Below are 19,424 nucleotides of genomic sequence, written 5' to 3' on the forward strand. Positions count from 1 at the left end.
AGATGGTCGGAAGCCGGACCTGGCCCCCCGTTCGCTCAGATCGGGCTCGCCAATCCTAGGGCAAATATTCCTCGGGCAGGGGCGCCGAGGGCGATTCAGCCTGCACGGTAATGCCCGCGATTCGCCAACCGCCGGCCTCCTTGATCGCCTGGATGCTGTTGATGCCGCGCCCCACGGCTTTCCCTTCGACGCGAAGCATGTAGAGGCTCCACAAATTCGACACCGCGCCGTAGCGATCAATGCGAAAATTCAGCTGCTTTTCTTCCAAGCTGATGTGACCGCGGGATCTGGTGCGTGCGATCCAATCGTCGAGGCTCTGAAGCCTGTAGTTTGACCTCTCATCCGCGCCGGCCGGAGCGAACATCAAGCGCGCTTCGGGAATGAAAAGAGCCTTCATGCAGGCCCTGTCCTTGTCCGCGGGCCCGGAGATCGCGGCATCGAGCGCGGCAGGAATACCCCAAGGCTCCGACGGCAGCGCGCAGTCGGCAACCGGCGCGGCCGCCATCACACTCGACTGCGAGTCCCTATCTCTCCTCGCCAAAGCCTTGGCCGCCGGAGGGCGTTGCTCGTCATGAGCCGAGGCGGTTGAAGCGAAGACGCTCGCGGCAGCGAGGAAGGTGAAGAGATTGCGAGGCATGGATATTCCCTGAGACCGAGGACCTTCGGATAGCCCCCTTTGCTGCCGCTCGGAAAAACCCGCTACTTCATTATTGGCACGATAAAGATGCGTCTGAAGCACGATCTTATTCGTGGCGATGGCGCCTGATGTACGGCTCGTCTGGCAAGGTTTTCCGGGGTGGGAGAACCCTAGTACTGAAGGTGTAAGTCGCCCTTCGATCCTGCAAACTGGCTAGTTTCCTGGGGCGTCAAACAGATCGCCAATGCCGTCTTCAAGCAGTTTGACCGCTTTCTCCAGTGCTCCGAGTTGCCCAGCCCGCACGACCGCGACCGCCATCCGCAGGTCAAACGATGGTACCCGCAACACTTCGAACGCACCACGAGCGTTGTTTCTCGCAATGACGCTCGCCGGCAGCAATCCCAGTCCATATCCTGATTGCACGAACTCGAGTTGTAGATGGATGTTGTGGATCTCGGCGGCGATCGTCGGGGTGTAGCCCGCCCGCTCAAGATGATCGACGAGGCTTGCCCGGAGAAAACAGCCAAGAGGGTTGAGAACCCAAGGTGCACCGCCCAGGCTCTTCCAATTGCCGTCGACCTTCTCTGCCGCGCTTTTGACGATCTCCACGCGATCCGTCGCAACGATATTCGTCAGGAGCGGCGCAGGCGCGGTCCGTCCGACGGGCAGCGCAACGACCGCCACGTCCAGTTCGCCGGCGAGCAATCGGCTGAACAATGCACTTGCGCCCTCGCTCAACAGCCGCAGTCTGAGCCGCGGGAATGTTTCCGTCAGCGCCCGAGTGGGTCCGGTAAGCGGTCCCACCGCCAGCGGGTGCGCGAGCCCGACGCGCAGGACGCCGTGAGGTTCGGTCTCGCTCGAGGTCAGGGATTTCAACGCCTCGGCCCCTTGGAGCAGACCTAGCGCTTGTTCGAGGACCCGAGCGCCGAGCGCGTTCAGGCGCGGCGGCTTGACCGAGCGGTCAAGCAGTTCGGCGCCCAGCGCATCTTCCAGCCTCTGCAGCTGGCGGGTGACCGCCGACGGCGTCCGGCACAGCCGGTCGGCGGCGGCGGCGATGGATCCCGCTCGCGCAAACTCCACGAGGGCGGGCAGATCATCGAACATGAAACCTCCTCAAGCATCTTTTGAACGCGGCCGACAGATCAACGTGCGCACATGGTATGATAATAGTGATAATAATGAAGTTGTGGAAAGTTTCTTCTCGTCGGAAAGGGAGGAATGATCGGTTTACTTGAAGTCTCAACCTGCGAGCGCGGAGGTCGCCGCGGCGTACTCGGCTCGACGGCGCGCCTGATTTTGAGGCGATGATCGACGATTTCTACACACCGGCCTGGGCCGACGCCCACGAGAAGTTCGGCGCGGACTTGGTGGCCGGGCTCGCCCGGCTCGCCCGCCGGCTGCGGCCCCGCGACGCTGCCAAAGATGGCGGTCGCGGCAAGCGAGGCTTTGCTAAACATCAGCCGATGCCTGAATCGATCACGATTGCATCGGAGGCCGCCATCGGCGCCGATGCTCAATATTGTCTCAGCGAATATTATCGCGAGCTGCAGGAGCGGTTCGACGGCGGCTTCGACCCGGGTCTCAGCCTCCTTCCCTCGCTCGACGAATTCGCACCGCCGCGCGGTATGTTCCTCCTCGTCAGGTTGAACGGCCAGCCTGTGGGCTGCGGCGGGCTGAAGCCGATTTCGAAGGAAGCGGCTTACCTCAAGCGGATGTGGATCGCTTCAGGCGCACGCGGCCGCGGTCTTGCTCGCCGGCTGCTTTCGGCGCTTGAAGATGACGCGCGAGTGATGGGCTATTCCATCGTGCGACTGGAGACGAACAAGTCGCTCATCGAAGCGCAACAGCTTTATCGCTCCTCGGGCTATAGGGAAGTCGCGCCATTCAACGACGAGCGATACGCCCATCACTGGTTCGAAAAGCGGCTCGATCGGATATCGAAAAGATAAGTGCCCCTGGGGCTCGGCTCACTTGGCCAATGGGAAACTGACATGCGCATTGCCTCGGCTCCGCGGTTCTTGCTGACGTCTATCGCGTGCGGAACGGCGGCCCTGATATTGCCCGCTGGATCGGCGCACGCCGCTCAATCCGCTCGTGCCGAGCGGTGCCCAAAGAACGACCAGGTCGAGTTCGAGAAGATGACTTGGGTGGAACTGAAATGCGCGATTGCAGCGGGAAAGACGACGGCGCTCATCTATACCGGCGGCGTCGAGCAACGGGGACCGCAGAGCGCGAACGGAGGCCATAACTTCATTGCCCATGAGACGGTCGAAGCGATTGCGAGGAAACTGGGCAATGCGATCTTCCTGCCCGTCCTGCCCTACACGCCCAATGATGCGGAATCGATCCCGGGCACCATCGGGATCACGGATGAGCTCCTCGGCGCAATGCTCGAACGCATCGCGCAACAAGCCGCGCTCAACGGCTTCCGCAACATTATCATCATGGGCGATCACGGTGGCGGCCAGCCGCAGGTCTACCAGAATGTCGCCAAGAAACTCGATGGGCAACTGAGCGGGGGCGCTCGCGTGTTTTACTGTGACCAGGTCTACAGGCCCGCGAATGATGCGTTCGATCATTACCTGACGCAGCACGGCTTGCCGATCGGGCTTCACGGCTACCTCTTCGACACTTCAGAACTGATGTATCTCGACAAGGGTAATACTTGGGTGCGCAGGGATCTGGTTCCCTCCGCCATCGGTGATCCCGTCGTCGGTCAGACCTCAGCGGATGGCAAGGCGCAGTTCGGTCCGCACAGTCCGCAAAACGGGATCCTCGGCGATGCGCGCCGTTCGACGGAAGAGCTTGGCAAGGTCGCAATCGACATGAAGGTCGATTTCGCGGTGAGGCAAATTCACAGCGTTCTGCCGTCCTCATGACCTCATTGACGGCGCGAGTCCGAGAAATGGCCTTTTTGTGCCGCCCAGCCAGCCTAATGACCGCTTTCGACCCAATGCGGACACGCAGGCACGGCGAAGGAAGTGTTCCACTGCGTTTAGCGCGGCACTTCGGCATGTCGACCTTTTCTGCGCGCAACAGCAAGATGCATCCCATTCGCAGCTCGACCTAGCTGCAATGTACTAATGGACCGAAGAGCGAGTGTGGGCGTGCGCCACCGGGGGGGTCTCGAAAGGCACCCAGATGCGGTACGCATTAGCTAGCCAGTCACCTCCAAACGCCAAACGTTGCGCAATCTACACGCGCAAGAGTTCGGAGCAGGGATTGGAGCACAATTTCAGCTCCCTGGAGGCACAACGGGAGATCTGTTCCGCATACATCGCCAGTCAGAGTCCAAACGGCTGGAGTGAGCTGCCGAAGCACTACGATGATGGTGGGTATTCCGGCGGGACTTTAATGCGACCCGCGCTCCAGGAGCTGCTTGCCGATGTAGAAGCTGGTGTCGTCGATAATATCGTGATTTACAAATTGGATCGCATCAGCCGCAGCCTGATCGATTTCATTCGGCTGATGGACCTGTTGCAATCCTATGATGTCGGGTTTGTCGCCGTTACGCAGAACTTCGACACAGGAGATTCGACCGGAAGACTGATCCTCAACGTCTTGCTCACCTTCGCGCAGTTTGAGCGCGAGATCGCTTCCGACCGTCTCAAGGACAAGTTTACCGCCATGCGACAGCGCGGAATGTTTGTCGGTGGAAACGTGCCCTTCGGGTTCAATCTCCTGGATAAAAAGCTGGTCATAAATCCAGCTGAAGCCGCGGTCGTCCGATGGATGTTCAATCGGTATCTAGAGACAAAAGGCATGGCTCGGATCGCGAAGGAGCTGCGCGCAAAGGGCGTCGTGCGGAGAAGCCGGATCTCCAAAAGAGGCAGGCTTGTGCAAGGTCGGCCCATCTCCACTTCGGCCATCTTCTATATGCTCGCCAACCCGATCTACGTTGGTGAGGTTTTCAACAACGGAAAGGTGTATCCAGGCCTGCACGAACCGATCGTAGACGGGGCGGTTTGGGACGAGGTGCAAGCCCTCCGCGCGAAGCGCACGCGCGCAAAGGTGGTGGAAATTTACAAAACCGACCTCCTGCGAGACCTAATGTATGATTGCTACGGCAGAAAGATGGGGGTCTACCGAGATCATCGCTATGCCCAGGTTCGCCGCTATTACATCTCAAATCAGTCAGAATGGGGCCGCCGAAACGGGGTTAGGCGCTATCGCACGAAAGCAGATGAGTTGGAGCAACTCGTGGTCGCCGCCATCGCATCGCACTTTGCAGATCGTGAGCGCATTCGGTCGATGCTCATCAGGGCCGGCATCCGAGACGAACGCCTGAACAAGTTATCGACCGTCGGACAGGGGGCATCGCGATGGTTCGCGACAGCGTCCAACCGGCAAAAGATTTGTGTCCTGCAAACTCTAATCGCACGAATTGAGCTAAGCGGAACCCTAATTAAGATAATGGTGCGCGTGGCTGAGATCCCCAGAATCCTGCAGTGGGATAGAGTGGGGTTATTTCGCGCGGATTTGCAGACCCGTACTCGATCAGAAGACACGGAAGTGATCGAAGTACCCGCAACTACTATCTGCATGAAGCGTGAGTTGACTCTGTTACTAAAGAAGCGCGGGCAAGAGCAGCAAAGCACGCCCAATCGCAGGCTGATTGGTTTGCTGTCGAAAGCGCGGCAAGCTCAAGCGGCGCTAGATGAACGAACGGTTCGGAATGTGACCGAACTTGCCGCGAAGGTGCACTGCCATCCGAAGCGCTTCACTCGAGTTGCCCGCCTCAACTATTTGGCCCCCGACATCGTAGCAGCCATTCGTGATGGCACGCAGCCACCCGACCTGAATTGCAAGACGCTCATGTCTGTGGATCTGCCGATGGATTGGAGTTTGCAAAGACGACTTCTTGGCTTTGCGGATCAGCCCGATTTTTTACGCGCGGCGCCAGGCTGGTAAACCTTGAGGGACCTCGCCCCCTGGCCAGGGGCCGATAGCGCCTAGAACGCCTTGTGCATATTGAGCAAAACGACGCCCCCTTGGACGACCGCGCTGATTTGTGCGGCTCGAAGTGCAGTGTGTGGATCGCGATCCACAATGACTTTGAATACGGCGAAGTGAACCAATCCCAGGCCGAGCTTTGCCGCGACGATCGTTCCGGTCGAGGGATGATGTCCCCAGATAAAGTTTCCTTCCGTGCAACGATTGCGGTTGAGACAGCTAATTGTCTCCGCGGCGTCAATGGCGCTGAGCGCTAAAAAGGCAGCCTCCCATTTATAGGCTGCCGATTTTGTGGCTTGGTCCGGATTGAGCAGCACGGCTTGGCCAGACACGGACCGCACGGTGGTGGCATTTGGCTGAAGATCAAGCGAGGCAGGTTGCAGTTTGTAACCACCCAATTTCGTGTTCTGTTCCTGCGCTAGCCGCATAGCCCGATCGAGCGCAGATTGCGCGGGAGCTTCAGTGGGAACCGCAATCGACAAAGCAACGGCGATAATTCTGACGACTGAACGATAAGACATTGAATCCCCCACAATTTGGTGGGACGAGCATGCATCTTTGCCGCCCGATTTCTTGCCCTATCTGCTCCGAACTGGGCGCGTTGAATGGGTAGCTAAAACGCCTGGAAGGACTTTCCGAAATTCGGGTCCCCGGATTCGTCTGATTTGTTAGGTAAATCCAAATCGCACTTGCTTTCGTCCGATTTGGGGACGACTTGGGGGGTGCCGAATCGCCCCCGAGGCGGAGTGTTTGAGTGCCGCAGTCAAAACGGAAGAGGCTGCGTGGCGGGCAGCCAGGTCCCAGACCGCTAAAGATGTCCGAGATCCCGGTCGTCGATCCCCACGGGGATCGGGCCAAGGTATTCGTGCGCGAGTTTCGGCAATCGGTACCCGGCTCTCCGGTCGAACGAAAACATGTCGCCTACGAATTGAACTCAGGCGAGCGTGTCCAATTGCTCGACAATGACACTTTCATACTCGCCAGCACCGGCGCGAGGTTCGTCCGCGTCCCTGAATGAACTGCGTTGTGCGTTGGAACCCTGCTTTCAGCGTCTCCACATCGGATCAGGAAGCTGTATCCGAAGATCGTTGGGTCGGTTTTGTTGTGCGTCATGACACGCACTCATTCCTTCCGGCTAATTGCCAGCGCAGCCATGTTCGCCGCCAGCGCCACGCCCGCCCATTCGTCGATCTTCGATCAGGATGATCGCGAATATGTGAGCCTGGTGGAGGGTTCGCCATATTCTCCAGTTGGTGTGGTCACGCACGGAGTTCTTTTATATACTTTCACGACCGGCTTCCTGGTTGACGATTGCCATGTGCTCACTTCACCGGCGGCCTTCGGTTACGGGCAGGCTCTGCTTGGCAAGCGGGCGAAGTTTCAAGCGGGATTCGGAACGCCGCAATTTGCATCTACAAAGGGTACGGTCGTCGCTGCCGGTCCGTATGGACGAGATCGGACGATGAAGGAGCGATACGAACGGGGCGGAGGACGTTGGGTCCTGCTTCGCCTGGACCAGTGCCTCGGAGCGAGGTTGGGACATGTCGCGCTGAAAACTGGCCCATTCAGTCCGTATGAGTTCCGTGACTTGAAAAGCGCCGGCTATCCGGCTCGCCGGAGCAGAAAAAACGGCATTACGATCGATCCCTCGTGTCGCATTATTAGTGGCATGGGCACCATCTGGAATGACGATTGCGCGACTCTCAAGGGCGATGCCGGCGATCCCATCTTTCGAATTTCAGGTTCCGGCACCAAGTCCCAAATAGAAGTTTATGCGATGCAGGCTTACGGTTTCACCCCGGGGGTGCCCGTCCCGCTAACGGCCGGCCTCGAAAACCAGGCAATACCGATGTCCCTGATCGCACCGCAGATCGAACCCTACTTGTCCGCAAATGGGCAGCGCCGGGCTGGAGAATCAAACAAGCTCGGGTCACAGCGCGCCGATGCGGTACCTCATATCGGCCCAGGCGTTGGCGCTCCTTCTAACAGGCCTCTGCTGGATACGAGTCTGGGCGAAACCAACCGCTAAACGAGTTCAGAGCGCGGCTTTCGTGACCGCGTTGACGGTTGTGCTCAGAGCCTTCGCGCTTTCGCTGGCAATTGTTCTGAACAGGTAATGATACTCACGGTCGAGTTAAGAGCGCGCGAGCAGTTGCTTCGTGTTTAGACCCAATTCGGAATCGTTTCATTCTGAATCGGATGTGTCTTGCCATCTTTGTTTTTCGCGAATACTTAACCGGCGCTCGGTTCAAACAGGTCGCCTGCGGGGACCGAGAAGGAACGCGCATAGTGTCCTGCCAAGACAACCTCTACATTCCTGAGATCGGCAACGTACCGCGGGAGCTCCCGTTAGACGACGATCAGCTGCAGTTAGGCCTACGACTCGGGCTCGACGAGGTGGCTGCAGCAGAAGAAGAGAGATTGCGCCGTGCTCCCCGCAGGCGGCCTACCCAATCCCAGTTGCATCGTTTGGCTTACAATCTCTACCGTGCGCGGCGATCGCGCAGCCGACTTTTCGATCCGCAACTCTTCGGCGAGCCAGCTTGGGATATGTTATTGGCGCTCTATAGCCTTCCTCCGCGAGGTGAAGTGCTCGGCGTCTCCTCCCTAAGCCTTGCTGCCGAAGTTCCCGGAACGACCGGTCTCAGGTGGCAGGACAAACTAATAGATGAAGGGCTCATCAAGCGTGGGCCTCATGTTCGCGATGCGCGGATACAGCTGGTCGGCCTTTCTCAACTTGGACGCCTGCTGATGGATCGATACCTGGTCAGGCTCTTCTATTGCCAGGGCGGTTTGATTGATGTGCGTGGCTGACTATAGTTGCAATTGAGGCCTAAAAAGGCGAGGCTTACACGGATGTAAGCCGGGGGCTCGGATGGCCGGTGCGCGTAATTCCGTTTCGCGTGAGCAAGTGCTCAAGCGAGCGCTGAAACTTTCAACAGAGGCGATGGACCTCTTGGACGCACACGGGAGCGATCCTAAAGCCGCGGCCTACTTGGCCTTGGCGCAACAGCAACTGCGAACATCGATCGGCGAGCCCGATTCAGAGCAGAACGCCACATAAGCGCTGCCACGCGGCTGCCGACCACAGTTGCGTTGTTTGCGACATCGCTAGGCCCAGTGCCGCCTGAGCCCGCCGAGGCGCACCTAGGCGGCCTCAATGCGAAGGGCTGTCAAACAAACAGACAGACCGGCGAATAATCATTGCCATCGGACTTCCTGTTCAGCCCCCTGTGGCCCATCTGTGGTCGACGGCTGATGAACGCCCAAAGGACACAAAAAGGGAGCTGGCGCGTCCGTTCGCACCAGCCCCTTTTTTGATCCAGCACGCTGAACACCAAGTTGCTGCCCTCGCAAATCCTACATTGCAAGCGTCTGCTTGCCTACGCGGGCTTTGCTCCCTTGCTGCCGCACTTGGCATAATGACCCTTCGCGTCACGGCATCGTGTCAGCTTCACCGGAGCCTTAGTGCATTTCACGAACTTGCCTTTGGCGTCACGGCATGGCGCACCAAACGCAGGAGCTGAACCGGCAACCAGACCCAACGCAGACAAGGCGATTATGATCTTTCGCATGTCATTCTCCCTCAGGTGGGGAGCGTAGCCTACGCTCGGGATGCCGAAACGCACGTTACATTTGCGACAATGTCGACAGCGGCTCCAGCGGCGAAAGCTTCCGCCTTCCACCCAGAGTTGCCACTAGGCTTTGCGCCATCGGTTGAGGTTCGCTCCTAGCAAGGGAGCCTCTTCATGAACCCGCCAACCGCGTTGCCGCGCATTGTCGGGCCAAGCTGCCACTGCGACCGAGTCGATGGCGGACGCTTCGCTAATGTCGTGAATGGGTCAAAGCATGCATTAGGTGAGCCGCCACAGCTCAGCCGCGAGTCTCATGCCATCAACTCCATTGGCGCTTGGATCTGGGCTTCTTCCGATCGGCAGCGAACTCTGCGAGCGTCTTTCCTTCGCGCGACGCATCCTGGTGATACGAGCGGTCCACCAATTTTTCCTTGTATCGATCGGGCGCTGCATCATTAATGAGATCGAAAATGCGTTGCTCAAAATGCCACTCGATTAGCCAGCGCTCTCTTGTTTTGGGGTCACGCGCTCTTCGATGCTTTGCCGCGAAATAGGTCACTTCTGCCTGCGCTTCGGCCCGACGCTCAAAACGCGTGTCCCACTCAACCTTCTCTTCTTTGGTGAGTGGGCCGCGGATGTTCACCGTCCCCTTTCGAAAGTCCAGAATCACATCATCCGGATGCGGAAGTGGTGTGGGCATCGGCCGGCCGTCGCGCTCACAACGCTCGATCTCCTCGGTCCATTTCGTCTTGTAGGTGAGGAAGCTCTCAAGGGACTCCAGACGTGACTGGAGCTCCGCGTCCTCGACCCGCTGCACCATTTCCGCGAGCGTTTTCTGAGCGAATCTGTTTCCCTTCATGGCAGATACGCCCATCGCGCGCATGACCGCCTGGATCGCGGGGATCTCGAATATTTCGTCTCCTTCGCGGATCGTTACCGGTCGATAGGCTTCCTGGAGTATCAGTTCGTTGGTTGGTCGCTGGGCTGGGTCGAATTGAGGCTGCGCCTTACCTTTACTCCCTCGAGGTCTCCCGCCTGGGTTTCCGGACTGCCCTTTCTTGAAGCGATGCTCGACCGGAGGGCTTGCGTAACCCACCTTTTGCAGGGCCGGCAGGTTGCTCCGATTGCTGTTGTCGCCGCCGCTCATCAAGCGGCCTGCGCCGACATGAGGACGCGCTCAGCGACCTCTTCAAACGTCTCGCCCGACGTCGCCAAGGTTGCCCGCTTACCGGTGAACAGTTCCCAACGCCTGACGATCGTGTCGCAATAGGTCGGATCGTATTCGATTAGGCGCGCAATGCGGCCCGTCCTCTCCGCAGCTATGAGGGTGCTGCCTGAACCACCAAAGGCATCGAGGACAATCTCTCCTCGTCTGGAACAGTCGCGCAGAGCATCGGCTATCATAGCCACCGGCTTGACGGTGGGGTGCATCGCGAGTTCCTCGGCGCGATTTGTCGTCATTGAACTGATGCCCGCGTAGTCCCAAACGTTGGTTCGGTAGCGGCCGGTTTCGCCAAGGCCGAAGCTGTTGGTGTGCTCGCCTTTCCCCGCTTTGAATACAAAGACTAGCTCATGCTTGGAGCGGTAGAATGCACCCATGCCGCCATTGGTCTTGTTCCACACGACCAGGTTCTTCAGTTCCGTGAACGCCGCCTCGCCCGCTGCGAGCAGCTCGCCCATGTGGCGCCAGTCCATGCAAACGAATGCGATCGCTCCATCGCGCATGGAGGCGGAGGTTGCCGACAGGGTCTCAGTCAGGAAGGCGGTGAATTGTGCCTTGTTCATTTCGCCGCTCGCGAATGCGAACTCACGATGCTTCACGCTGCCCAGGCCCGAAACATGGCCGCCAATCGGAACATTGTAGGGAGGGTCGGTGAACACGATATCGGCCCGTTCGGGGCCAAGAAGGGCAGCATAGTCCTCCGCTCTTCGAGCGTCCCCACAGATGACCTTGTGGCGACCGAGCAGCCAAACATCGCCGCAAGCGGTCACCGCCGCGTCGGCAAGTTGCGGAATCTGATCCTCGGCAGAGTCCGGGCCCTCCGGATCGCCCTCGCACATATCATCAAGGATGAAATCCGTTTCAGCGAGGCTGAAACCCGTCAGTTCGATATCGAATTCCAGGTCGATGAGCCCCTGGAGTTCGATGGCCAGGATCTCACGGTCCCAGCCGGCATTCAGCGCCAACTTGTTGTCGGCGAGAACGTATGCCCTTCGTTCGGCGTCTGTCAGGTGTGAGAGAGCAATGGTGGGAACTGACTGAAGGCCGAGCAACTTCGCTGCCTCGACGCGACCGTGGCCGGCAACGATCTCGCCGCTGTCCGTGATCAGGATTGGGTTGGTAAAGCCGAACCTTTGGATCGATGCTGCGATCTGCTTAATCTGCTTTTTGGAATGAGATCGCGCATTCAGGCCGTACGGCCTGAGTTCGTCCGGACGACGCTCGTTGAGCTTCATCATCATGAGCCCTCCCATTTAACGCGCGCGAAACCCCCTAGCGCGCCTCAGACACGTGAGAATTCGGTGAGACATTTTCAAGAACGAGCCATGAACATCTGAGCGTCGGAATCGGGCGATTCATCGCGTCGGACAAGCAGGAGCACAAATCGCTGTTCCTGCGGACAAGGGACTGTTTCAATCGAAAGGGTTCCCTGATTCCGCGGCGGGATTTCCCTGTTCGTGCGCTCAGGGAATGTGTCCAGAGAATGGCGCAGAACTCGCGTTCCGAGAGCGCGCCGCTGCGCTGGGTGATCAAAAAGTACGAAATTCGCTGTAGATTGCGACGAAACAGGGATTATCAGGCTAGATAGCGGTTATCGCGCGCCTGCTTAGCGCACCATTCCCTTCCCTTGGGAGGGTCATCGCCATCCTATCACGGATGACGGCCCTTGCTCAGTCGATCCGCACCAATGTGGCGAGCCGTTAATGCCCGGGGGGCTGGTAAGCCCAGACCAATCGCCTCAGTCTCTGCGTAGGGCGATCGGAGTTGCCCATAACTGAAGCGCTTTTCTTTCCGCAGCACTCAAAGGACCGCAACTCAATCCCGGACGACGAAATTGAGGCTCGAACCTCTGCCTCGGCTTTGGAACCTGGCGCAGCAGCTCATCGCGTCCAAGCTTGCGCTCGAAGGCAATGCCGGCGAGTTGTCCCTCGACCCAGACGACACGACCCTCAAGCCGCAGGTCGTTGCGTTGGAAGATGATCGGCGATCCCTCAACTGGCATCACTGTGCTCTGAACAAGCGCGCCCTGCGACGATAGATTGCGGAGTGTGACGGGCGTCGCAATGCCGTCAACCTCGATCTGAGCGCTCAGCAGCACAGGCGAACGCTGCGAATGGCGATTCTGTGTGACTGAGCTTTCGTCCATGCCTCGCCATACAACGGGTTTGGTGAACACTTCGTTGAACGAGTTTTTGGGTCTGCATTGTGAAGCCAATCTCATGCGTTTTCATTTTCCGGTGATTTGTTCGCGAGCAGCCTGCCCGTGCGATGCCGTATGTCCTAACTAAAGATACTAGCAGGGGTGCCAATCGCGCGGCACGGTGCTAGCCGCATCAGGGAAGCGTGCAGGCGAATCATCGCCTGACAAAATGACAAATGCCGACGTTCCGGGAGGGCGGGCGACGGCAGCATTGAGGTGGACGGACTTGGAACAGTGGGCATTGACACCGGGGCTTGCCGAAACATCGCGCTGGGCGTTCATCGTTGGCGCGCCGCGCTGCGGGACGACGGCGATGTCGGAATATCTACGGGAACACCCGGATGTGTGCTTCTCGACGCCCAAGGAACCGCATTATTTCCTCGCCAATGACCTGCGCGGGCAAGAGGCAGGCCAATTGCGCGAGATCGTGCGCAACAAATATCTCGAGCGCTTCTTTCCCGAGCGGCACGGCTCGCAGCTATTTGCCGAAGGCTCCGTCAGCTATCTCTACGCGCCCGAGCAGCTCGAGCCGATCCTCAAGCTATGGCCGCGGGCCAAGTTCCTCATCGCTGTCCGGAATCCGCTGGAGATGGTGCCATCGCTGCACCAGCGCTTGTTCTACAATGGCGACGAGACACATCGGCAGTTCGACCGCGCCTGGAATCTCGTACCGGAGCGTCGGGCAGGACGGTCGATCCCGCGCAGCTGCCTCGAACCGCGCTTCCTCGACTATTGGGAGGCCGGCCAGCTCGGCAAGCATCTTGAGCATTTCTTCAGCCGGGTCGACCGCGAGCGGTGCCTGGTCACGGTGTTCGACGACTTCAAGGCGGACCCTGGCCGCGAGTACCGGCGTGTGCTCGATTTCCTCGACCTTCCCGACGACGGGAGGACCGATTTCGAACGTCACGCGGAAAGCAAGGATTCGCGCGTCGCATGGATCCACCGGCTGATGAAGCGGCCGCCCCGCGCCGCTTTATGGCTGTTCGACCGAGAGGACCTCGAAGTGATCGAAGCGGGAACCGGCGAGCCCGGCCCGCTGCTCGAAAAGGTGATGGAGATCCGCACCAGGATCATCCACTGGAACCGCATCCCGGCATCCAGGCCGCAGGTTAGCGAGCGCGTGCGCGGCGAAATGCGGTCGATGTACCGCGAGGACAATGCGCTGCTTTCACGATTGCTCGGCCGCGACCTTAGCCACTGGGTCGACGCCTAGGCGTTCCGGACTTCGCCGCACTCGAGGTTGGCGGGCACGGCGACATCCATCATCTTCGGCCGCGGCAGGTTGAGCGCCGTCATGATGGCGACGAATTCTTCGACGTTCTTGCCGCCGCCGAGCCGCGGGTTGCGCGCGCGCTCCTGCCCGATGCTGCTCACCTGGCGCTGCTGGTAATCGTGGGCCGGATAGACCAGCGTCTCGTCCGGCAGCGAAAAGAGCTTGTCGTGCACAGACCGGTAGAGCGTCGCCGCATCGCCGTTCTGGAAGTCGGTCCGGCCGCAACCGTCGATCATCAGCGCGTCGCCGGTGAAGACGCGCCAGGCGCCCGTGCTGCGCAGCAAATAAGCGTGATGGTCATCGGTGTGGCCGGGCGTGTGCAACGGCTCGAGGCGCAGAGTGCCGACGCAGATCGGCTCGCCTTCGCGGATTGCTACATCGACCTGCCTCGCCGCGCTCTTTTCGGGCACCGCCGTTTGCGATCGGGTGAGGTCGCGCAACCGGTCGGCGCCGGTGACGTGGTCTGCGTGGATATGCGTTTCGATCGTATATTTGAGCGTGAGGCCGAGTTCATTGAGCAATGCCAGATCACGGTTCACGGTTTCGAGGACGGGGTCGATCAGCGCTGCCTCGCGCGTCTCCTCACAAGCGACCAAATAGGTGTAGGTCGACGACACCGGCTCGAACAATTGTCGGAAGATCATTGAGTGCCTCTTGCCCGCCAGCGACATCCTAGCCCATCGGTGGGTCAATGAACATTTGCGTTGTCGGTGCCGGCGCGATCGGCGGCTGGGTGGCGGCCAAGCTCGCGCTTGCCGGCAAGGAGGTCAGCGTGCTCGCGCGCGGCGACACGCTTCGCCTGGTACATGCCGAAGGCCTACGTCTCGAGGAAAATGGCGAAGAGTTCGTCGCCAGCGTCGAGAGTTCCAACGACTGCGCCGCACTCGGCCCACAGGACGTCCTGTTCGTTGCGGTCAAAGCCCCTGCGCTGCCGCCGCTCGCATCCGAGATTCGGCCGCTGATCGGTTCTCAGACGACTATCGTGCCAATGCTCAACGGGGTGCCCTGGTGGTTCGTCGAGGGAATGCAGCTAAAATCGGTCGATCCGCAAGGAAGCATCGCAGCGGCGCTGCCGTTTGAGCAGGTCATCGGCTGCGTGGTCCATGCATCCTGTCACCGCTCCGCGCCGAACCGTATTCACGTGAAGCATGCCGAAAAGCTGATCATCGGCGAGCCGGGCGGGGCCGAGACCAGCAAGCGCCTGGGGCGTCTGTTCGCGCTGCTCGACGAAGCTGGGCTGAAGCCGGACGTCACTGGCAACGTCCGGCGCGCGATCTGGTACAAATTATGGGGCAATGCGACGATCAACCCGCTGTCGGCGCTGACGCGCGCGACGTGCGACCACATCCTCGCCGACGCCGAATGCCGCGCGTGGATGCTCGAGGGCATGGCGGAGCTAGCGGCGATCGGCGCATTGGTCGGCTGCCCCATCAGCGAAAGCGGCGAGGACCGGATGGCGGTGACAGCGCGGCTGGGCGCATTCAAGACGTCGATGCTCCAGGACGTCGAAGCGGGTCGGCCGATCGAACTCGAGGCGCTGGTCGGCGCGCCGCGCGAGATCGCTCGCGCCCGCGGCATTGCAACGCCGGCGCTCGACCGACTTTACGGCGTGACCAAGCTGATGGCGGAGACCTTGGGTCTAGGCTGAGGCGACGACTCGCCCGACGCATTCGCCGAACCCGATGCGGGCGGCGCCTTCGGTTTCGCACCAGGCTTTCAGCGTGACCTCGTCGCCGTCCTCGAGGAAGCTTCGCGTCTCGCCGCCCGGAAGCCCGACCGGTTGCTTGCCACCCAGGCTGATCTCGAGGAGCGATCCAAGCCCGGTCGCGCTTTCGGTCGACAAGGTTCCGGTACCGATCAGGTCGCCGGGCTGCAGGTTGCAGCCGTTCGAGCTGTGATGGGCGACGATCTGCGCCGCGCTCCAATACATCGCGGCATCGGCCGATCCGCGCGTAAGCACGTGTGGGGCTCGTCCGTCGGAACGCATCTTCTCGGTCGTCAGCGTGACCTCGAGCTGGATGCCCAATGCGCCGGATTCGCGATCCTTCGCGTCGTTTAGGTACATTAATGGCTCAGGATCCCCATGAGGCCGCGGCGGCATCGGCTTGCGAAACGGCGCGAGCGCTTCTGCACTCACTATCCACGAGCTGACACTGGTCAGGAAATTCTTGGCGAGGAACGGCCCGAGCGGCTGATATTCCCACGCCTGGATGTCGCGCGCCGACCAGTCATTGAGCAGGCAGTAGCCGCCGATGTGGTCCGCGGCTTCGGCGATCGGGATCGGTGATCCCAGCTCATTGCCCTGCCCGATCCACATGCCCAGCTCGAGCTCGTAATCGAGCCGGCGGGTGGGCCCATATTCGGGCGCATCCGCGTCGGGCGCCTTGCGCTGGCCCCTCGGGCGGATCACCGGCTCTCCGCTAGCGCGCACCGAGCTTGCTCGCCCGTGGTAGCCGATTGGCACATATTTGTAGTTCGGCAGCAGCGGGTTGTCGGGCCGGAACTGCTTGCCGACATTGGTCGCGTGGTGAATCCCGACGTAGAAATCGGTGTAGTCGCCGATCAGGCATGGCACGTGGAGGCGGACCTCGCTCTGCCCGACAAGCTGGGCCTCGACCTCGTCACGATAGTTCCCGTCCGAGAGCAGCTCCTGCAGGCGCCGACGAAGCGCGCTCTGAGCGTGGGGCCCGCGCGACAGCCAGCCGTTGAGCACCGGCTGCGACAGGTCTTCGCGCCAGTCCTCGTCGAGCAAGTCGGCGATACCGGTGAGGTCGAGGACATAATTGCCGATCGCGATGCCCGCCCGGCGGCGCCGCTCGCCCACCGAGAAGATTCCGAGCGGGAGGTTCTGGATCGGGAAATCGCTGCCTTGCGCGCTTTCGCACCAACTGGTGAGCGCTGCATCGTTGCTCCCGCCAATCACGGCAGCTTGGCCTTGGGAAAGCCGGTCCACGCCTGGTCGTAGTCCGTCTGCGCGCGATCGAGCGCCCATTGGGTCGGGCGGTACGGCCAGCAGGTTTCGACCATGAAGGCCATCGTTCCCTCGATCTTGACGGGTTTGAGCTCGGCCTCGCTCGCGTTGCGCCAGCTGTCCACGTCCGGTCCGTGACCACTCATGGCGTTGTGCAGCGACAGGCCGCCGGGCGCGAACCCGTCGGACTTGGCGTCATAGGAGCCGTGGATCAGGCCCATCGCCTCGCTCATCACGTTGCGGTGGAACCAGGGCGGCCGGAACGTATCCTCGCCGACCATCCAGCGCGGCGGGAAGATCACGAAATCGGCATTGGCGCGGCCGGCGACATTGCTCGGCGATGTCAGGACGGTGAAAATAGACGGATCCGGGTGGTCGAAGCTCACCGTTCCGATCGTGTTGAAGCGGGAAAGATCGTAGCGATAGGGCGCATAATTGCCGTGCCACGCGACGACGTCGAGCGGCGAGTGGTCGAGCGTGGTCGTCCACAGATGGCCGAGGGACTTCTGGACCACCTCGCTGGTGTCATCTTTGTCCTCGAACCAGGCGACCGCCGTCTCGAAATCGCGGGGGTTGGCGAGGCCGTTGGCGCCAATCGGCCCGAGCTCGGGCAGCCGCAGCGGCAGGCCGTAATTCTCGGCGACGTAGCCGCGGCTGTCGCCATCCACCTCGACGCGGAACTTCACGCCGCGCGGCACTACGCCGATCGAGCCGGGCGCGACGTCGAGGCGACCGAGCTCGGTCGCGATGCGCACCGTCCCCGATTGGGGGATGACCAGCAGCTCTCCGTCAGCGTCGACGAACACGCGCCGGTCCATGCTTCGGCCGGCGCGATAGAAATGGACGGCGACGCCTTCCAGCTCTTCCGGCGGGCGATTTAGAAGGACGGTGACCATGCCGTCGACGAAGTCCTTGCCCTCGGGCATGTCTTTCGGCGGATCCCAGCGAAGGCGGTTGGGCGCGAGCGGCGCAAGCGGTGCCGCGCACCCGAACAAGGGCGCATTTTCGTAGCGGACGAACGGCCGGTGATCCGCCGTGGGCCGCATCCGGTACAGCCACGAGCGGCGGTTCTCGTGCCGCGGCGACGTGAAGCTGCTTCCCGACAGCTGCTCGGCATAGAGGCCGAAAGCGGGACGCTGGGGCGAGTTGCGGCCCTCGGGCAGCGCGCCAGCCACGGCCTCGCTTTCGAAATGGCCGCCGAAACCGGTCAGATAATCGAGCGCGTCGGTCATGCCGCGCCGGTTACCCACTCGGACGCGGACAATCAAACGGGCGCGGCTCACGGAGAGCCGCGCCCGCGCGGCGGACGGGGACTCGCAACCCGTCCGCGCTCACCTCATCCGCAGCTACTCAGCTGTGGTTGACGTTGACGTTGACCGTGCTCGGAATCACCGACTTGCTGCCGCCGAGGCCGAGATCCGCGCGGAAAACGTAGAGCAGAACCAGGACGACGATGATCAGCAGAACGACCGCAAGTAGGCCGCCGCCGCCACCGCCTCCGGTTTCGACAACGGTCGTGTGTTCGCGTTCCACATCGTCGCGATCATCGGCCATTGGAAACTCTCCTGTTTTACCTGTTAAACCGGCGAAACGAACGAACTGCGGTCTTGGCGGTTCCGAACGGCGGAGAGCAGATGAAGCGCCTGATCATCGCACTTGCGATTTTGGCACTCGCCGGCTGTAGCCGCGCTGACCAACGCGCGGGGTCGTCCCACCAGGTGCAGGAGGCCGCCGACGCCAACGGGGCGCGCCCGACCGTGGTCGCGCCGGGCACGGGCCCCGATGCGAGGACACCATTTACGCCAGCCAAACCAACGGTTGACCCGAGGAGTCCTGAAGCCGCGCGAGAATTGGTCCGGCGCTTTGGCACGCTGATCGAAGACGGCGATTGGAGTGAAGCGCAAAAGCTCTGGGGCAACGCCGATGCTGCCGCCGATCTGACCTCAAGGCTCAAGCGATTTCGGAACCTGTATCTGGAATCCGGCAAATCCGCTGAACCGGAAGGCGCAGCTGGTTCGATCTATGTCACTGTGCCCGTGACCTTTTACGAAACGGATTTCGAAAACCATTCTTTCCGCCGGTCCGCGGACGTCCTTCTGCGCCGGGTCAACGACGTGTCGGGTTCGACCGAAGCGCAGCGCCGCTGGCACATCGAGCGGATCGACTGGAAAGACGCGACCTAAAAGGCGTTCAGCGCGTCGGCGGCCTGGTTGGCGTCGGCCGCCGAATTATCGTCCTCCGGCGCCGCACCGGCGAAATCATAGGCGAACCAGATGATTCCGGCGGCCCACAGCAGGGCCCACCACCGGTTCTTGAAGATCGTACTGGTGCGCATCGGGATCACGGGCCCGAACATGGCACGAGGATGCTAAGATTGAGTTTCCTCGTCCGCGTGCGTGACCTCGCGGTGGGGGAAGCGGTCGCGGATGCGGGTGTTGAAATAGACGCCTTTTGCGAACGCGCCGCGGAAGGCGTCGGCAACTTCCTGCGGAACCCCCGAATAGACGTAGCGGCGGCCGGTGGTGAACTCGACCCACAGGTCGCCCTTCATCTCATCGTAGACGAAGCGGCGAATGACCGACGAGGGCATGAC

At 60.8% G+C, this 19,424-nt stretch carries 21 protein-coding genes; 9 read left to right on the forward strand and 12 right to left on the reverse strand.

Annotated elements, in window-relative coordinates; translation table 11 throughout:
* Positions 1–55: 55 nt before the first annotated feature.
* Both ACJ8FR_RS03650 and ACJ8FR_RS03655 read right to left on the reverse strand, forming a co-directional pair.
* On the reverse strand, positions 56–505 hold the full coding sequence (locus ACJ8FR_RS03650; RefSeq protein WP_407827257.1) for a hypothetical protein: 450 nt from the start codon (positions 503–505) through the stop codon (positions 56–58).
* A gap of 345 nt (positions 506–850) precedes the next feature.
* A complete protein-coding gene (locus ACJ8FR_RS03655) occupies positions 851–1,741 on the reverse strand; it encodes a LysR family transcriptional regulator (protein ID WP_407827258.1) in 891 nt (296 codons plus the stop codon).
* Positions 1,742–1,941: 200 nt separating this feature from the next.
* On the opposite strand from ACJ8FR_RS03655, the gene ACJ8FR_RS03660 reads away from it, so the two are divergent.
* The 3 genes from ACJ8FR_RS03660 to ACJ8FR_RS03670 all read left to right on the forward strand — a co-directional run bounded on the left by ACJ8FR_RS03660 (position 1,942) and on the right by ACJ8FR_RS03670 (position 5,548).
* Positions 1,942–2,586, forward strand: a complete 645-nt coding sequence (locus ACJ8FR_RS03660) for a GNAT family N-acetyltransferase (RefSeq protein WP_407827259.1) — start codon at positions 1,942–1,944, stop codon at positions 2,584–2,586.
* Positions 2,587–2,628: 42 nt separating this feature from the next.
* The gene (locus ACJ8FR_RS03665) at positions 2,629–3,516 is read left to right on the forward strand and encodes a creatininase family protein (protein ID WP_407827260.1); all 888 of its coding nucleotides are present in this window, start codon (positions 2,629–2,631) and stop codon (positions 3,514–3,516) included.
* Between the two features lie 262 nt (positions 3,517–3,778).
* Positions 3,779–5,548 carry a recombinase family protein gene (locus ACJ8FR_RS03670; RefSeq protein ID WP_407827261.1) on the forward strand — a complete coding sequence of 590 codons (1,770 nt, stop codon included), beginning with the start codon at positions 3,779–3,781 and terminating at the stop codon, positions 5,546–5,548.
* 41 nt (positions 5,549–5,589) lie between these two features.
* Here ACJ8FR_RS03670 and ACJ8FR_RS03675 read toward each other — a convergent pair whose 3' ends face one another.
* A complete protein-coding gene (locus ACJ8FR_RS03675; RefSeq protein ID WP_407827262.1) occupies positions 5,590–6,111 on the reverse strand; it encodes a hypothetical protein in 522 nt (173 codons plus the stop codon).
* 293 nt (positions 6,112–6,404) lie between these two features.
* On the opposite strand from ACJ8FR_RS03675, the gene ACJ8FR_RS03680 reads away from it, so the two are divergent.
* The 3 genes from ACJ8FR_RS03680 (at position 6,405) to ACJ8FR_RS03690 (ending at position 8,404) form a co-directional block, all read left to right on the forward strand.
* Positions 6,405–6,608, forward strand: coding sequence for a hypothetical protein (locus tag ACJ8FR_RS03680; RefSeq protein WP_407827263.1), 204 nt, complete (start codon positions 6,405–6,407; stop codon positions 6,606–6,608).
* Between the two features lie 135 nt (positions 6,609–6,743).
* Positions 6,744–7,619 carry a trypsin-like serine peptidase gene (locus ACJ8FR_RS03685; RefSeq protein ID WP_407827264.1) on the forward strand — a complete coding sequence of 292 codons (876 nt, stop codon included), beginning with the start codon at positions 6,744–6,746 and terminating at the stop codon, positions 7,617–7,619.
* 260 nt (positions 7,620–7,879) lie between these two features.
* Positions 7,880–8,404, forward strand: coding sequence for a hypothetical protein (locus ACJ8FR_RS03690; RefSeq protein WP_407827265.1), 525 nt, complete (start codon positions 7,880–7,882; stop codon positions 8,402–8,404).
* A 1,080-nt stretch (positions 8,405–9,484) separates the two neighbouring features.
* On the opposite strand, the gene ACJ8FR_RS03695 is transcribed toward ACJ8FR_RS03690, so the two are convergent.
* The 3 genes from ACJ8FR_RS03695 to ACJ8FR_RS03705 form a co-directional block, all read right to left on the reverse strand.
* A complete protein-coding gene (locus ACJ8FR_RS03695) occupies positions 9,485–10,312 on the reverse strand; it encodes a DUF5681 domain-containing protein (protein ID WP_407827266.1) in 828 nt (275 codons plus the stop codon).
* Positions 10,312–11,625 (reverse strand): site-specific DNA-methyltransferase, encoded by a 1,314-nt coding sequence (locus ACJ8FR_RS03700; protein WP_407827267.1) that lies wholly within the window; start codon positions 11,623–11,625, stop codon positions 10,312–10,314. The genes ACJ8FR_RS03695 and ACJ8FR_RS03700 overlap by 1 nt, the downstream gene beginning before the upstream one ends.
* Positions 11,626–12,125: 500 nt before the next feature.
* Positions 12,126–12,533: a PilZ domain-containing protein gene (locus tag ACJ8FR_RS03705; RefSeq protein ID WP_407827268.1), complete on the reverse strand. Its 408-nt coding sequence runs from the start codon at positions 12,531–12,533 to the stop codon at positions 12,126–12,128.
* Between the two features lie 280 nt (positions 12,534–12,813).
* On the opposite strand from ACJ8FR_RS03705, the gene ACJ8FR_RS03710 reads away from it, so the two are divergent.
* Positions 12,814–13,800 (forward strand): sulfotransferase family protein, encoded by a 987-nt coding sequence (locus ACJ8FR_RS03710; protein WP_407827269.1) that lies wholly within the window; start codon positions 12,814–12,816, stop codon positions 13,798–13,800.
* Here ACJ8FR_RS03710 and ACJ8FR_RS03715 read toward each other — a convergent pair.
* Positions 13,797–14,504, reverse strand: coding sequence for an MBL fold metallo-hydrolase (locus ACJ8FR_RS03715; protein ID WP_407827270.1), 708 nt, complete (start codon positions 14,502–14,504; stop codon positions 13,797–13,799). The two genes, ACJ8FR_RS03710 and ACJ8FR_RS03715, sit on opposite strands and share 4 nt — an antisense overlap.
* A 47-nt stretch (positions 14,505–14,551) precedes the next feature.
* Here ACJ8FR_RS03715 and ACJ8FR_RS03720 point away from each other — a divergent pair, with 47 nt between their 5' ends.
* Positions 14,552–15,508, forward strand: coding sequence for a ketopantoate reductase family protein (locus ACJ8FR_RS03720; protein ID WP_407827271.1), 957 nt, complete (start codon positions 14,552–14,554; stop codon positions 15,506–15,508).
* On the opposite strand, the gene fahA is transcribed toward ACJ8FR_RS03720, so the two are convergent.
* The 3 genes from fahA to ACJ8FR_RS03735 all read right to left on the reverse strand — a co-directional run bounded on the left by fahA (position 15,500) and on the right by ACJ8FR_RS03735 (position 18,385).
* Entirely contained in the window at positions 15,500–16,783 is a 1,284-nt protein-coding gene (gene fahA, locus ACJ8FR_RS03725; RefSeq protein ID WP_407827272.1) for a fumarylacetoacetase, read from the reverse strand. The two genes, ACJ8FR_RS03720 and fahA, sit on opposite strands and share 9 nt — an antisense overlap.
* On the reverse strand, positions 16,780–18,063 hold the full coding sequence (gene hmgA / locus ACJ8FR_RS03730; protein ID WP_407827273.1) for a homogentisate 1,2-dioxygenase: 1,284 nt from the start codon (positions 18,061–18,063) through the stop codon (positions 16,780–16,782). Before hmgA ends, fahA begins: the two co-directional genes overlap by 4 nt.
* Positions 18,064–18,181: 118 nt before the next feature.
* Entirely contained in the window at positions 18,182–18,385 is a 204-nt protein-coding gene (locus tag ACJ8FR_RS03735) for a hypothetical protein (protein WP_407827274.1), read from the reverse strand.
* 80 nt (positions 18,386–18,465) lie between these two features.
* Here ACJ8FR_RS03735 and ACJ8FR_RS03740 point away from each other — a divergent pair, with 80 nt between their 5' ends.
* Complete coding sequence (locus ACJ8FR_RS03740; protein WP_407827275.1) at positions 18,466–19,014, forward strand: hypothetical protein; 549 nt, start codon at positions 18,466–18,468, stop codon at positions 19,012–19,014.
* Here the strand turns inward: ACJ8FR_RS03740 and ACJ8FR_RS03745 are convergent.
* Together ACJ8FR_RS03745 and ACJ8FR_RS03750 are read right to left on the reverse strand one after the other, a co-directional pair.
* Positions 19,011–19,166: a hypothetical protein gene (locus ACJ8FR_RS03745; protein ID WP_407827276.1), complete on the reverse strand. Its 156-nt coding sequence runs from the start codon at positions 19,164–19,166 to the stop codon at positions 19,011–19,013. The two genes, ACJ8FR_RS03740 and ACJ8FR_RS03745, sit on opposite strands and share 4 nt — an antisense overlap.
* Positions 19,167–19,199: 33 nt before the next feature.
* A complete protein-coding gene (locus tag ACJ8FR_RS03750; protein ID WP_407827277.1) occupies positions 19,200–19,421 on the reverse strand; it encodes a KTSC domain-containing protein in 222 nt (73 codons plus the stop codon).
* Positions 19,422–19,424: the final 3 nt, after the last annotated feature.

This window comes from Sphingomonas sp., assembly GCF_045810705.1.
GTDB lineage: Bacteria > Pseudomonadota > Alphaproteobacteria > Sphingomonadales > Sphingomonadaceae > Sphingomicrobium.